The organism is Vagococcus sp. CY53-2 (assembly GCF_022604695.1).
GTDB lineage: Bacteria > Bacillota > Bacilli > Lactobacillales > Vagococcaceae > Vagococcus.
Map to the genome: position 1 here is coordinate 48,292 of NZ_JALAHP010000001.1, position 13,936 is coordinate 62,227.

Annotated in this window: 14 protein-coding genes and 1 riboswitch; of the genes, 12 read left to right on the forward strand and 2 right to left on the reverse strand. The window is 33.5% G+C overall.

Translation table 11 applies throughout. The features are described from left to right. Nucleotides 1-13: 13 nt before the first annotated feature. A complete protein-coding gene (locus MN581_RS00275) occupies nucleotides 14-811 on the reverse strand; it encodes a hypothetical protein (protein ID WP_117972127.1) in 798 nt (265 codons plus the stop codon). Nucleotides 812-962: 151 nt separating this feature from the next. Between MN581_RS00275 and xerD the strand changes: the two genes are divergently transcribed. The 6 genes from xerD to MN581_RS00305 all read left to right on the forward strand — a co-directional run bounded on the left by xerD (nucleotide 963) and on the right by MN581_RS00305 (nucleotide 6,842). Beyond that, entirely contained in the window at nucleotides 963-1,862 is a 900-nt protein-coding gene (xerD, locus tag MN581_RS00280) for a site-specific tyrosine recombinase XerD (protein ID WP_241698909.1), read from the forward strand. A gap of 9 nt (nucleotides 1,863-1,871) precedes the next feature. Beyond that, nucleotides 1,872-2,642 (forward strand): segregation/condensation protein A, encoded by a 771-nt coding sequence (locus MN581_RS00285; protein WP_117972129.1) that lies wholly within the window; start codon nucleotides 1,872-1,874, stop codon nucleotides 2,640-2,642. Further along, nucleotides 2,623-3,213 carry an SMC-Scp complex subunit ScpB gene (gene scpB / locus MN581_RS00290; protein ID WP_117972130.1) on the forward strand — a complete coding sequence of 197 codons (591 nt, stop codon included), beginning with the start codon at nucleotides 2,623-2,625 and terminating at the stop codon, nucleotides 3,211-3,213. The genes MN581_RS00285 and scpB overlap by 20 nt, the downstream gene beginning before the upstream one ends. Nucleotides 3,214-3,218: 5 nt before the next feature. Continuing rightward, nucleotides 3,219-3,941: a pseudouridine synthase gene (locus MN581_RS00295; protein ID WP_117972131.1), complete on the forward strand. Its 723-nt coding sequence runs from the start codon at nucleotides 3,219-3,221 to the stop codon at nucleotides 3,939-3,941. A gap of 55 nt (nucleotides 3,942-3,996) precedes the next feature. Next, a riboswitch (FMN riboswitch) is annotated at nucleotides 3,997-4,127 on the forward strand. Nucleotides 4,128-4,252: 125 nt separating this feature from the next. Further along, complete coding sequence (locus MN581_RS00300) at nucleotides 4,253-4,831, forward strand: ECF transporter S component (RefSeq protein WP_117972132.1); 579 nt, start codon at nucleotides 4,253-4,255, stop codon at nucleotides 4,829-4,831. 148 nt (nucleotides 4,832-4,979) lie between these two features. Next, a complete protein-coding gene (locus tag MN581_RS00305) occupies nucleotides 4,980-6,842 on the forward strand; it encodes an acyltransferase family protein (protein ID WP_241698910.1) in 1,863 nt (620 codons plus the stop codon). 37 nt (nucleotides 6,843-6,879) lie between these two features. Here MN581_RS00305 and MN581_RS00310 read toward each other — a convergent pair whose 3' ends face one another. Then, nucleotides 6,880-7,086, reverse strand: a complete 207-nt coding sequence (locus MN581_RS00310) for a ferredoxin (protein ID WP_241698911.1) — start codon at nucleotides 7,084-7,086, stop codon at nucleotides 6,880-6,882. Nucleotides 7,087-7,161: 75 nt separating this feature from the next. Between MN581_RS00310 and MN581_RS00315 the strand changes: the two genes are divergently transcribed. From MN581_RS00315 to der, 6 genes are all read left to right on the forward strand, one after another. Continuing rightward, the gene (locus MN581_RS00315) at nucleotides 7,162-8,175 is read left to right on the forward strand and encodes a helix-turn-helix domain-containing protein (protein WP_241698912.1); all 1,014 of its coding nucleotides are present in this window, start codon (nucleotides 7,162-7,164) and stop codon (nucleotides 8,173-8,175) included. Beyond that, nucleotides 8,162-9,598 (forward strand): ATP-dependent DNA helicase RecQ, encoded by a 1,437-nt coding sequence (locus MN581_RS00320; RefSeq protein ID WP_241698913.1) that lies wholly within the window; start codon nucleotides 8,162-8,164, stop codon nucleotides 9,596-9,598. Before MN581_RS00315 ends, MN581_RS00320 begins: the two co-directional genes overlap by 14 nt. A 60-nt stretch (nucleotides 9,599-9,658) precedes the next feature. Beyond that, complete coding sequence (locus MN581_RS00325; protein WP_241698914.1) at nucleotides 9,659-10,318, forward strand: LysM domain-containing protein; 660 nt, start codon at nucleotides 9,659-9,661, stop codon at nucleotides 10,316-10,318. A 64-nt stretch (nucleotides 10,319-10,382) separates the two neighbouring features. Further along, nucleotides 10,383-11,072: a (d)CMP kinase gene (gene cmk / locus MN581_RS00330; protein ID WP_117972138.1), complete on the forward strand. Its 690-nt coding sequence runs from the start codon at nucleotides 10,383-10,385 to the stop codon at nucleotides 11,070-11,072. 84 nt (nucleotides 11,073-11,156) lie between these two features. Next, complete coding sequence (gene rpsA, locus MN581_RS00335; protein WP_117972139.1) at nucleotides 11,157-12,326, forward strand: 30S ribosomal protein S1; 1,170 nt, start codon at nucleotides 11,157-11,159, stop codon at nucleotides 12,324-12,326. A 122-nt stretch (nucleotides 12,327-12,448) separates the two neighbouring features. Continuing rightward, a complete protein-coding gene (der, locus tag MN581_RS00340; RefSeq protein ID WP_117972140.1) occupies nucleotides 12,449-13,759 on the forward strand; it encodes a ribosome biogenesis GTPase Der in 1,311 nt (436 codons plus the stop codon). Nucleotides 13,760-13,936 lie beyond the last annotated feature (177 nt).

The window sequence follows — 13,936 nt, forward strand, 5'->3', positions numbered from 1 at the left end:
TCACTTGTTTTTTTTATTCTATATAAAGTGGCGGATGCTCCCTTCTTAAAAAATCCTCTCTATTAGGAACATAGAGAAATTTAAAATTGTCAGCATCAATATGAATCGATGGGTTAACTAGGTAATTTTCTTTTTCAAAAAAAATAATTTGCTCACTGACCAATCCTCTGACTAACTCAAACTCTATTGGTAAAATAATTTGTTTTGTTAGTTTTTTGGTTGTTCTGTTTATTAGATTAAGTTTCACCATAATAACAGGATTTAATGGCCTTTTTTCATAGAAAATTCGTTTAGATTGTTTGTATTCTGGATTGTTTTTGTTGATGATTGGGCAGGTTGCTGTAGTAAGCGATTGGTTTTCTAAGATGATATTGAGATCATCTCTTGTGGCACTTGTTAACGCAATAAGTTCAAACTCTTGATTTAATAAACGTTTTACCTTAGCGTCTTTACTGAAAAATTCTTGTTTAGCAAGTTCAGATAAATGTTCATCAACTTTTTGACCAACGTATTTTTCTGCCTCTTGACATTCTTTTATAAATGATTGGTAGATAGGCATTGATATAAAGAAAAATCCCATAATAGAAAAAAGGATTAGGAATATCGGAGCAGACCACCAAGGAAATGGGAAGTCAACCATAACAAATATTGTGAGAATGAGAGAAACAGGTATGACAAAAATTAATGACAGATAAAAGTATGTTTTTTTATGTTGATAAATAAGTTCAAATTCATCTGTATAATTTTGACTATTTATGTTTAAAAAATCTAATAGTTCAATGTTTTTATATGTTTCTTTCTTTGGAAACACCTCTGATCCTCCTTCCATTTGACCAATATGTTTATTGTATAATTTAACGATTGAAATGTCTATGTAAAATAAAAAAATTTGCATGATATTTTAAAGATAGTATTTGCCATTAAAAACTGTTAAAATAATTACTATTGACTGGAGGCTCGTTATGAAAACATACATTGAAGACTATTTATATTTTTTAAAAATTGAACGTGGCTTGTCACAAAATACCATTGTGAGTTATCAACGGGATTTAAACCAGTATCAAGCATACTTAATTGAAAAAAATATTTCTTCAATAGATGAGGTTGATCGGTTTGTGATTATGGATTTTTTGACTTATTTAAAAGAGTCTGGAAAGTCATCTACGACAATCATTCGCATGGTTTCAAGTTTGAGAAAATTTCATCAATTTCTTCGTCAAGAACGCTACACTGAATCAGATCCTATGCAATATATTGATACGCCGAAAAAAAGACAAACGTTGCCTAAAACATTATCCATAGAAGAAGTCGAAAAAATTATAGAATCCCCTGATACGACAACGGTATTAGGCATAAGAGACAGAGCAATTTTAGAAGTGATGTATGCGACTGGGCTTCGTGTAACAGAGTTGATTACATTAACATTGAGTGATTTGCATTTATCTATCGGGTTGTTAAAAACGTTAGGAAAAGGGGATAAAGAGCGAATTGTTCCTTTAGGGGATCAAGCAATTCATTGGATTAATAGGTATTTAGAGGAATCTAGACCTGAGCTGTCAATTAAAAATAAAACAGATCTTTCAAATGATTTTTTATTTTTAAATTATCAAGGGAAAGGTTTTTCCAGACAAGGTATTTGGAAGAATTTAAAAGTCTACGTGAGTCAGGCAGGTATTACTAAAGATGTAACACCACACACGTTACGTCATAGTTTTGCCACTCATTTATTAGAAAATGGAGCTGATTTACGTATTGTTCAGGAATTGTTGGGACATGCAGATATTTCAACCACACAAATTTATACACATATTAGCAAACAACGTTTGGCAGACGTGTATAAAGAGCACTTTCCAAGAGCGTGAGGGGACAAAATGGAAGAATTACAGGTAAAATTGGATATTTTTGAAGGGCCACTTGATTTGCTGCTTCATTTGATTAAAACTTTGGAAATAGATATTTATGATATTCCAATTGCTGAGATTACAGAGCAATATATGACATACATTCAAACGATGCGTACGCTTGATTTGGAGATTGCAGGGGAATTTTTAGTAATGGCAGCTACTTTGATGTCGATAAAAAGTAAGATGTTATTACCGCAAGAAGTCATAGAGATGGACGAAGATAATGAATTCGAAGCAGTTGATCCAAGAGAAGCGTTGGTTCAGCAATTACTTGATTATAAAAAATTTAAGTATGTTGCCACCGTGCTTAAAGAAATGGAAACAGAACGTGGGGATTATTTTACGAAAGAAGTCACTGATTTATCCATGTATCAAAAAGAAGCAGTGCCACTTGAACCAAATGAAATAACAACCATTGATTTATTTTTAGCGATACATGATGTGATGAGGCGAGCTAAAGAGATGGAACCACTTGAGACAAATATAGTCATGGAAGATTATACAATTGATGATCGCATTGGTTTTGTGATGTCTAAGATAGAGAAGTTATCTAGTGGAGAGTCTGTGTTATTTACAGATTTATTTACTCATTATATACGCTCAGAAATTGTCATGACATTTTTAGCTATATTAGAGTTAATAAAAAATAGAGAATTGGTTGTGAAACAATCAAGTAGCGATGATATGATTAAGATTTATAAAAAAGAAGGTACAACAGATGTTAGTTCAGAAAATTGAAGCACTATTATTTGTTTCAGGTGAAGAAGGCATTCGTATGAACGAATTAAGTCATCTAACACAAGAAACAACGGCAAACGTTTATCAAGCTGTAGAAGAATTAAAAGAAAAATATGATATAGATACTAGCAGTGCGTTGACTATTTTAGAAGTCGGCGACCGATTTATGATGACAACTAAAAAGAAAATGGCAGAATTATTAAAACATTACGCACAGTCATCTGTTAATCAAAAATTATCAAGAATAGCTTTAGAAACGTTAGCTATTATTGCTTATAAGCAACCCATTACTCGTTCAGAAATTGAACAGATTAGAGGGGTTCAAAGTTCTGGATCAATCCAACGATTAGTACATAAACAGTTGATTGAAGAAAAGGGACGAGTAGAAGGTCCTGGACGAGCAATTTTATACGGAACAACGGCTTACTTTTTTGATTATTTTGGATTAAAAAGTATGGATGATTTACCAGATATTCATGAGTTGGGTGAAGAATTAGATGAAGATAATGAGTCAACCAATTTATTTTTTGACCGATTTAAAGAGCAATTTGATGAGAAGAAAGAAGAGTGAAAAGAATGGAACGATTACAAAAAGTGATGGCACATTGTGGTGTGGCGTCAAGAAGGAAATCAGAAGAATTAATCCAAGCAGGGCGTGTAACAGTTAATGGAAAGAAAGTAACAGAATTAGGTATTAAAGTGACCCCATCTGATAAAATTGAAGTTGATGGAGTCCCAATTTATCAAGAACAGCCAGTTTATTATTTATTTTACAAACCAAAAAATGTCATTTCAGCTGTTTCAGATGATAAAGATCGCCCAGTTGTTAATGACTACTTTACAAGAGTACCTGAACGTATTTTCCCAGTAGGTCGTTTAGATTATGATACATCTGGTTTATTATTAATGACTAATGATGGCGAGTTTGCTAATTTATTGACGCATCCAAAACATGAGATTGATAAAGTTTACGTAGCAAAAGTAAAAGGTATTGCAACAAAAGAGGCATTAAAACCATTACGCAATGGTATTCGTATTGAAGGGCGAAAAACGGCGCCAGCTAGATTTAAAGTGCTATCAACTGATCATAGAAAAGGAACGTCAGTTGTGGAATTGATTATTCATGAAGGTCGTAATCATCAGGTAAAAAATATGTTAGCTGCAGTTAATTTACCTGTTATGAAATTAAAACGTGAAAAAGTTGGAACGCTTGATTTAGTTGGGTTAAATCCTGGTGATTACAGAGAGTTAACTAGAAAAGAAGTGAGTCAGTTATATGTTTTGGCTAATAAAGAGTAAGTTTTTATTGATTTTTTAAATAATTAAGATATAATAAACTTATAAAAATATTAAAGGTCGTCTTCACGGGCAGGGTGTAATTCCCGACCGGTGGTTAAAGTCCACGAACCATTTATCTTATGATGAATGGCCGATTTGGTGAAATTCCAATACCGACAGTTAGAGTCTGGAGTAAAGAAGATAGGGCTTATTTGAGTATACAATCAAGTAAACCACTGTTTTTTTGCGCGCGTAAACGGCAAGAAAGCAGTTTTTTTGTGTACTTGATCCAAGTCTTTTCCGGGGATGGTCCTGAATAGGGGGATTTTCTTATGAACACAGGTAAGACAGAAAAAATGGTGACACTGTCATTATTGGCGGGGATTGCGTATCTTTTGATGTTTCTTGAGATACCAATTTTACCAGTATTTGGGTGGCTAAAATTAGATTTTAGTGACATTCCAATTTTAATTGGCACATTTTTATATGGTCCAGTTAGTGGTATTTTAGTAGCATTTATTCGTTCAACGCTAAATTTCATCACAAGTGGTGGAAATCTAGGAGCTTTAATCGGTAACGGAGCTGGATTTTTAGCAACAGTATGCTACTTGTTGCCAATTTATAGCATGATGAAGAAAAAACATTCAAACAAAAATTTAATTCAAGGTATTATGTATGCCACAGTTTTAATGACAATTTTCATGAGTGTAGCAAACTATTTTGTTATTACACCATTTTATCTAAATGTATTGGGAATGGATTTTGGTATGTCTATTGCAACCATGATTCTTTACGGGATTATTCCTTTTAACCTTATTAAAGGAACAGCCGTTGGAGTCGCATTCTTTGTTGTTTACAAAAAAGTCATACCAGTACTTGAAAAAAGACTCGCAAAAAAAGTTAGAAATTAAGTTATTAAACAACCAGATGATGGTTGTTTTTTTGTTATCGCTAAAATAGTTTATAAGAAAATATAAAAATTAGACAAATATGTTTGAAATATTTGTAAACTTAATTTAATATATGTTATATATCGTTTTTTTATAGAGGAGTATGAACATGCGCAAAAGAAAATATATCAAAGGGATTGATGGCTTAAGGGCAATCGCAGTCATCGGGGTCATCCTATACCATTTGATGCCCCAATCGGTATCAGGAGGTTTTTTAGGAGTTCCTTTATTTTTTGTCATTTCAGGCTATTTAATGACAGACATACTCCTATTTGAGTGGGAAAGTAGACAAAAAATTAAAATTAGCGATTTTTATTTTAGACGAGTCAAGCGAATTTATCCTTCCCTAATTGTTCTCTTTATTGTAACAGGAAGCGTATTTGCATTTATTTCTCGCAAATACTTATTAAATTTTAAAGCAATTATTGCCTCGAGTTTATTTAATGTTAATAATTTTTGGCAGATAGCGAATGGTTTTTCTTATTTCGATCGTTTTTCGAATGAGTCACCTTTTACACATTTGTGGTCTCTATCGATTGAGGGGCAGTTTTATTTATTTTGGCCAATTATTTTAGCGATTTTATTGTATAAAGTAAAAGATTATAAAAAAATAAATCAATTTATTTTATTTATCACTGGGTTATCGGCTGTGTTGATGATGGCATTTTATACACCAGAATCCATTAATCGCATTTATTATGGAACAGATACGCGACTTTTTTCGGTCATGTTAGGGTCATCCTTAGCTTTTTTATTAAGAACGCAAGAAGAAAGAATAACCTCACTTCATTTTGGAAAAAAACTATTAGTTTTTATCACTGGACTTATTTTAATAATAGGGTCGTTTGTTCTTTTTTCTGATAATAATGCTTTTGTTTATCGTGGTGGTATGTTGTTATTTAGTGTGATTGCAATGATTGTTTTAGGATTAATTGTCGAAATAGAAGGATTTAGTAACGCGTTAACTAATCCAATCATTCGTTGGATAGGCTCTAGAAGTTATGAAATTTATTTATGGCAATTACCTGTTATGGTTGTGTATACAGATCAACTAAAATGGGATGGAACAAATGCTCTCATGCATGGCGTGATTCAGTTAGTGATCATTGGTATCTTATCTGAGTTAACGTATCGTTTAGTCGGTCGTTTAAGACGGATTGGTAGTATGAAAGAGTTGATTGGGTTAATTGAATCACTTTTCAAAAAAAATGTTCCTGTTTTAGTGGTACTAGTATTATTTTTAGGAACCTTTGTATATGGCGTCGCTGTTTCGCCATCAGGTAAAATGGATTCTGCTGTTGCGCTTCAAAGGAAATTAGAGCAAAATAAACAGGCTGTTGAGCAACATAACAAAGAATTATCTCAATCGAGTGAAAAAAAATCCGCGTCAAAGACCAATACATCGAGTAGTGAACAAACAAGTACAACAGAAACGTCTGATAGTTCAGAAACAAACTCACCTTCAGGTCTTAGTTCCGTTCAAAAAGAGAAAATTGCTAAAGTTTCTCTGGGGGCTGTAGGAGATTCTGTGTTACTAAGCGCTGCACCAGAGTTACAAACTTATTTTCCAAAGAGTCATATTGACGCAGAAGTTGGTCGTCAATTAGTTGATAGTCAAGAGATTTTTGAAAAGTTAAATAAAAATAAACAGCTTGGTGACGTGGTATTAGTCGTTTTAGGTACAAATGGTAGTTTTAAAGAAAGTGATATTGATAAAATGATGCAGCAAATTGGTAATAGGCCAGTCTTTTTTGTCAATACGTTAGTTGATAGACCTTGGCAAGCATCTGTAAATGATACGTTAGCTAAGGCTGCTGCTAAATATGATAATGCCCATTTGATTGATTGGAAATCTTATGCAGAAGGTCATAGAGAGTGGTTTGATGAAGATGGTATTCATTTGGTTCCAAATGGTGGGGAATATTTTAGTGAACTAGTAGCAACAGAAGTATTAAAAGTATTACCGAATTAAAAAAACCTACAGCTTTCATTTCAGAAAGCTGGTAGGTTTATTTTTTTAATTCAATAGCACGAGTAGGGCAGTTTTGATAAGCAGATAATATTTCTTCAGGTAATGGATCTTTAAAATTAATGTCTAATTGATCGCTGTCTTTGAATCGTACGATGCCATTGTCATAGTAATCAAAAACATCTGGTGCTTTTAATTGACACAAGCCACAAGCAATGCATTTTTCTGGTATAATTTTACATAGCATAAAAAAACTCCTTTGAGGTGATAGTTTTTGTTCATAGAAGATGTGATATTATATTGTTTTAAATCAGGTGAGGTGATGCGCTACTCTACATTGTACCATCTTTTAAAAGGTAAGAAAACAACCTCTGTTTTGAGTTACGGAAAATTATACACTCTACTAGATTATTTTTGTTTGTTTCCTAAATTATCTAAGCCGCAATTTAATTCAAGTATTCATTCGCTGATTCAAAAGGGTCATCTACAGCAAATGGATAGTCAATTGGCTAAGATAACGAATCAGGGTAAAGACATATTAAAATATAACGTATTGTCTCAACTTTCTATCAAAGGATTTCATTTTTATAAATATGATGACGTCTTTTGGCAACGTTTATTGTTCGTGTCACAGGTTATTTCTTATAAAAGCTATCAGAACGCAGATTATTTACCAATTGATAATGATCCTATACACCAGTTACAAGTCAAACAATGGTTATTTCAACATAATAGTGATCAGCTAGTAAAAGAATTTTTTAGCGAATGGGAGCAATTAATCAAACACTTAACTGAAGAGGAGCAAGATATGTTGGTAGGACAATTAGTTGGCCATGAGGTGGTTGGTTATACGCTGTCCCAGTTAGCTTTACAAAAAAATTATGATAAAGTATATGCGTATCTACTTTATAAAAGTGCACTTCATAAAATGTTGATACAGATAAATGACTCTTGTGATTATTATATATTGATGAACTCGCTAGTTGATATGGTAGAAAAAGAAAAAGAGCAAGATACAGTTGATTTAACGGATTATTTACTATCAAAAGGGCATACTATTAAACAAGTGGCACATATGAGACGTCTGAAGGAAAGCACTATTATGGATCATTTTATTGAAATAAATATGAGTAAGCCGTCTGATGAATACATGTCTTACATACCAAAAGAAGTGTGTCAACACTTAGAAGATTATCTTAAAGAATACCCCAATTATAAGAGTTGGAAGTATTCGCAAGTCGTCTCAAAGATACCGACCTTAACATTTTATGAGTTTAAGTTTTATCAATTTTATTTGTGGGAAAAAAAAGGGGGGATAAGTAGTGGCATTAGATAAATTTTTAAAACAAAGATTTGGATTTGACCTGTTTCATCAGGGACAAAAAGAAACTATTGAGTCTATCTTAAATGGACAATCAACTCTATCTATTTTGCCAACAGGGGCTGGAAAATCTTTGTGTTATCAATTTCCAAGTTACTATCAAAATAATGGACAAACGATTGTTGTGTCTCCTCTAATTTCTTTAATGGAAGATCAGGTATCCCTTTTAAGAAAACAAGGTGAAAAATCAGTTATAGCAATAAATAGTTTATTAGAAAAACGGTCAAAAAAATATGTATTAACTCATCTCAATCACTATCGTTTTATTTTTATCAGTCCAGAATCCTTAAGCCAACCTGATATACTCGCGTATTTTAAATTATTACATATCAGCTTACTTGTTGTTGATGAAGCACATTGTATTTCCCAATGGGGTCATGATTTTAGACCAAGTTATTTGGCGTTAAAAACGATTAAAAATCAATTGGGAAATCCTTTGATTTTAGCATTGACTGCTACGGCGACTGCTGAAGTGAAAAAAGATATTTGTGAGCAATTATTTGAAGAAAATCAGTATGTCGAGATTTGTGAGTCGGTGAATCGTGAAAATATTTATTACCAAGTAGTTGAAACAGATGATAAACTCCTTTACTTAGAGTCTTTTTTGGCAGATAAACAAGTACCGGGAATCATTTATTTTTCTAGTAAAAAAGAAGCAGATAGAGTGGCTGAATGGCTCAACCAAAAGCTTCCCTATACCGTACAAAGCTACCATGCTGATTTGTCTAATGATGATCGTATTCGAATTCAGGAGCAATTTATTTATGACGAGGTACGTGTATTGTGTGCAACGAGTGCATTTGGTATGGGAATTAATAAGGTGAATATTCGATTTGTGATTCATTATCATTTGCCAAATAGCTTAGAAAATTTTGTTCAAGAATCAGGTCGTGCGGGTCGAGATGGTCACCAAAGTTTATCTTTAATTTTATACCAACCTGGTGATGAACAGATCCATTTTTTCTTGCAGGAGCAAACATATCAAGAAAAAGAGGATTTATTATTTTTAGAAAATAAATCTGTTGAAGAACGAAAACTATTTGAGTTAGCTATGACTGAAGGACAAAAAAAATGGTTGAATCAAATTGACATGACCCATCAAGGGTGGCTTTTTTATAAAGAAAACTTAATGAGAAAGAAGAGACAACATGAATTAAACCTTTATAACATGATAGAATATTGTCAGAGCAACCATTGTAGGCGTGAGTTAATACAACATTATTTTGGTGAATACCAAGATAATGGACAGCAGAATTGTTGTGATAATTGCCAACATGAACAACCTGATATCAATGTGTTTAGAACAGAAGAAAAAAAAGTAGGAACATTCATAAATTCACAAGATAAATTAGAAAAAATGTTTTTTTTAAGGTTTTAGAGCGACATATTGTGCTAATTATGATAAAATGGTTTCAGATATTTTGAGGAGGTAGTATTTTTGAGTAAGGATAAGAATAATTTAACAGAAGATAAAAAAGAAGAATTAAACGAGCAAGAATCTTGGGATCAAGAAATATATGAAGATGATGGTTCAAGAACTAATAGACGTTCTAAATCTGAAAAAAGAACCTGGTTTGTAGTCAGTATTATTGTGATATTATTTTTGATTGTCTTAATTCCTACTGGTGCCATTATTTATTCTCAAATGAGTGGAAACTTAAATAGTGGGAAAACGGCATCACCAACTAGTTCAACGAGTGTTGTTAGTAGTAGTACTACAAAAGAATCTGAAACAAAATCAACCGAGTCAGCAAAATCTAGTACTGAAATGACAGAATCTTCATCTACTACTGTAGAAAGCACTTCTGAAACATTTAGTGATGTGGAAGTACCTAAAAATGACCCATCAACAAGAGGTCAAGTTACTCAAAATGAAACAGAGCAAAATCAAAATGATCAAACTAATACACAAAATCAAGGTCAACCAGCATCTCAAACCCCTGGTGGTGGAACTGTGTCATATGGTCAAGGAGATAGCACAAGATCATTATGGAAAATTTCTCAAGAAGCTGGTATTACTTTAGACCAACTTTATCAATTAAATCCAGGTGTGACAGCTGAAAATGTCCAACCAGGGCAAGCAATTAGAGTGAAATAATAATCATTTAAGTCGTCTTAGGGCGGCTTTTTGATTAGTGTAAAAAGGAAGAGGAAAGACGTCGATGAGTAAACAGATTCAAGTGGCAATTGATGGACCAGCATCTGCTGGAAAAAGTACGGTAGCAAAAATTTTAGCCAAAAAAATGGGATATATTTATTGTGATACAGGCGCAATGTATCGCGTTGTGACGTATCATGCTTTAGAACATAAAATTAATTTAAAAAACACTGACGAATTAATGAATGCTTTATCTCATCTAAACATTTCTTTTGATTATGTTGAAGGCATTCAACATGTTTATGCTAATGGAGTGGATGTAACAGATGCGATTCGTATGCCAGACGTAACAAACCATGTGTCTGAAGTGGCGGCTATTAAAGAAGTCAGACACGAATTAGTTAATCGTCAAAAAAATATATCAGCTTCGCAAAATATTGTGATGGATGGTCGAGATATTGGAACGGTTGTATTACCGGATGCGGATTTAAAAATATTTTTAGTTGCAAGTGTTAAAGAAAGAGCGGAACGTCGCTATAAAGAAAATAGAACAAAAGGCATTATGACAAGCCTAGACGAACTACAAAAAGAAATAGAAGATAGGGATTATTACGACTCACATCGGAAAGAGTCTCCTTTAGTTCAAGCAAATGATGCAATAAAAGTGGATACAACAGGATTATCTATAGAAGAAGTTGTAAAAGTTATAGAAAATGAACTTAAAAAGGTAATTTCATCTCAAAATAATAGATAATACTAGTAAAGTCTTTTTATTTTATGTAGAATATAAGTAAGTAGTAAAAATCAAGTAAGTGTTGCTTAGGAGGATAAGGATATTATGGCAGATGAAACAATGTTAGATGCAATTGAAAGTGTTCAAGATGTAAGAGTTGGTGATTTAGTACAAGGTGAAATTTTAGCCGTTGATGATAATAAGCAAGCTGTTGTTGGCATTATCGGTGCTGGAGTTGAAGGTGTCATTCCTTTAAAAGAATTATCAACGATTCCAGTGGAAAACGTCACAGACGTTGTTTCAATTGGTGATATTATGGATTTAGTTGTTATTTCTGAAATCGGAAAAGACAAAGAAAATGGTAGCTATCTATTGTCTAAACGTCGCTTAGATGCACGTAAAGTATGGCAAGAAATTGAAGATAAATTTAAAGATGGTGAACTAATCGAAGGACCTGTCACAGATGTTGTTAAAGGTGGGTTAGTTGTTGATGTTGGTGTGAGAGGATTTGTTCCTGCATCAATGGTATCTGATCACTTTGTATCAGATTTTTCTGAATACAAAGGTCAAACCTTAACGTTTAAAATTGTTGAAATTGAACCATCAGAAAACCGTCTAATCCTTTCTCATAGAGCCGTATTAGAAGCAGAAAAAGCAAACGCAAAAGAAGAAGTTTTTGGTAAATTAGTTGCCGGTGACGTGGTGACTGGTAAAGTGGCTCGTTTAACAGACTTTGGAGCTTTTGTTGATTTAGGTGGAGTGGACGGATTAGTTCATGTGTCTGAAATTTCACATGCTCATGTGTCAAAACCATCCGATGTTTTAACTTCTGGTGAAGAAGTGACCGTAAAAGTATTAAGCGTTGACCCAGAAAAAGAACGTGTGTCATTGTCAATTAAAGAAACATTGCCTGGACCATGGGATGATATTGAATCAAAAGCAAGTGTTGGTTCAGTCTTGGAAGGAACAGTGAAACGATTGACAACGTTTGGGGCATTCGTTGAGGTATTACCAGGCGTTGAAGGATTGGTTCATATTTCTCAAATCTCACACAAACATATTGCAACACCTCATGAAGAATTAAATGAAGGTGACGTAGTCCAAGTGAAAGTACTTGATGTGTCTGAAGAAAATAGACGTATTGGACTAAGTATTAAAGCCCTACAAGAAAAAGAAGACGAAGTAGTCGTAGAAGAAGACGATTATGTTATGCCAGAAGAGTCAACAGGCTTTACATTAGGTGATGTGTTAGGTGAAGATTTAACAGGTAAATAAAAAAACGTCAGCTTACGAGCTGACTTTTTTTATGAATTATTTGACATTTACCTTGCACCAACCGTGGCTTCGGGTTAAACTACATAAGGATAAAAAAGTAAAAGGATAAAGGAGGAATGACTATGTCAATCCCTACACTAGCGATTGTTGGACGTCCAAACGTTGGAAAATCAACCCTGTTCAATCGTATGGCTGGAGAGAGAATTTCTATCGTGGAAGATGTTCCTGGTGTCACTCGTGATAGAATTTATGCCCATTCTGAATGGTTGGGACGTGAATTTAGCATTATTGATACTGGTGGAATCGAGATGAGTGATGAGCCTTTTATGGATCAAATTAAACACCAAGCTCAAATAGCTATTGAAGAAGCAGATGTGATTATTTTAGTGACAAGTGGTCGTGAAGGAGTCACTGATGCGGATGAATATGTGGCTAAGATATTATATAAAAGTGATAAACCAGTCATTTTAGCAGTAAATAAAGTAGATAATCCTGAAATGCGTAGTGATATTTATGAATTCTATTCACTTGGATTAGGCGAACCAATCCCTGTTTCAGGAAGTCACGGTATTGGCTTAGGGGACGTGTTAGATGAAGCCATCAAACATTTTAAACCAGTTGAAGCTGAGGAAGAAGACGATATTATTCGTTTTAGTTTGATTGGTCGACCAAATGTTGGGAAATCATCTCTTATTAATGCCATGCTAGGTGAAGATAGAGTAATTGTTTCTAACGTTGCTGGAACGACACGTGATGCGATTGATACGTCTTTTGTCTCAAATACTGGCCAAGAGTTTATCATGATTGATACTGCTGGTATGAGAAAAAAAGGTAAAGTCTATGAAAATACGGAAAAATATAGTGCGATGCGTGCAATGCGTGCGATTGACCGCTCTGATGTGGTATTAGTTGTATTGAACGCAGAAGAAGGAATCCGTGAGTATGACAAACGAATTGCCGGATTTGCTCATGATGCAGGGAAAGGTATTGTGATTGTTGTCAATAAATGGGATACATTAGATAAAGACAATCATACGATGAAAGAATTTGAAGAAGACATTCGCTCTGAATTCAGATACCTTGATTATGCCCCAATAGTCTATGTATCAGCTAAGACAAAACAACGTTTGCATCAATTACCTGAAATCATTGAGACCGTGAGTCAAAATCAAACATTACGTATTCCATCATCTATTTTAAATGATGTGATTATGGATGCAGTGGCAATCAACCCAACACCGACTGACAAAGGGAAACGTTTGAAGATATTTTATGCGACACAAGTTGCCATCAAACCACCCACCTTTGTTGTGTTTGTTAATGAAGAAGAATTAATGCATTTCTCTTACTCAAGATTTTTAGAAAATCAAATAAGACGTGCTTTCGAGTTTGAAGGAACGCCTATTCGAATCCTTACAAGACGAAGAAAATAGATTATTTTAACATACTATTTTTATTTTTGCAAAAAAAATTAAAAAAGCTAAAATATCAATCATTTCTTTGATTAACCTTGCTAAATCAATGTTCTTATGGTATCTTTGTTTAAGAAATATTGTAATCGAATATTTCTACTCATGCCTATTGAGTGATTCAAAAGTATGATTTAGAAA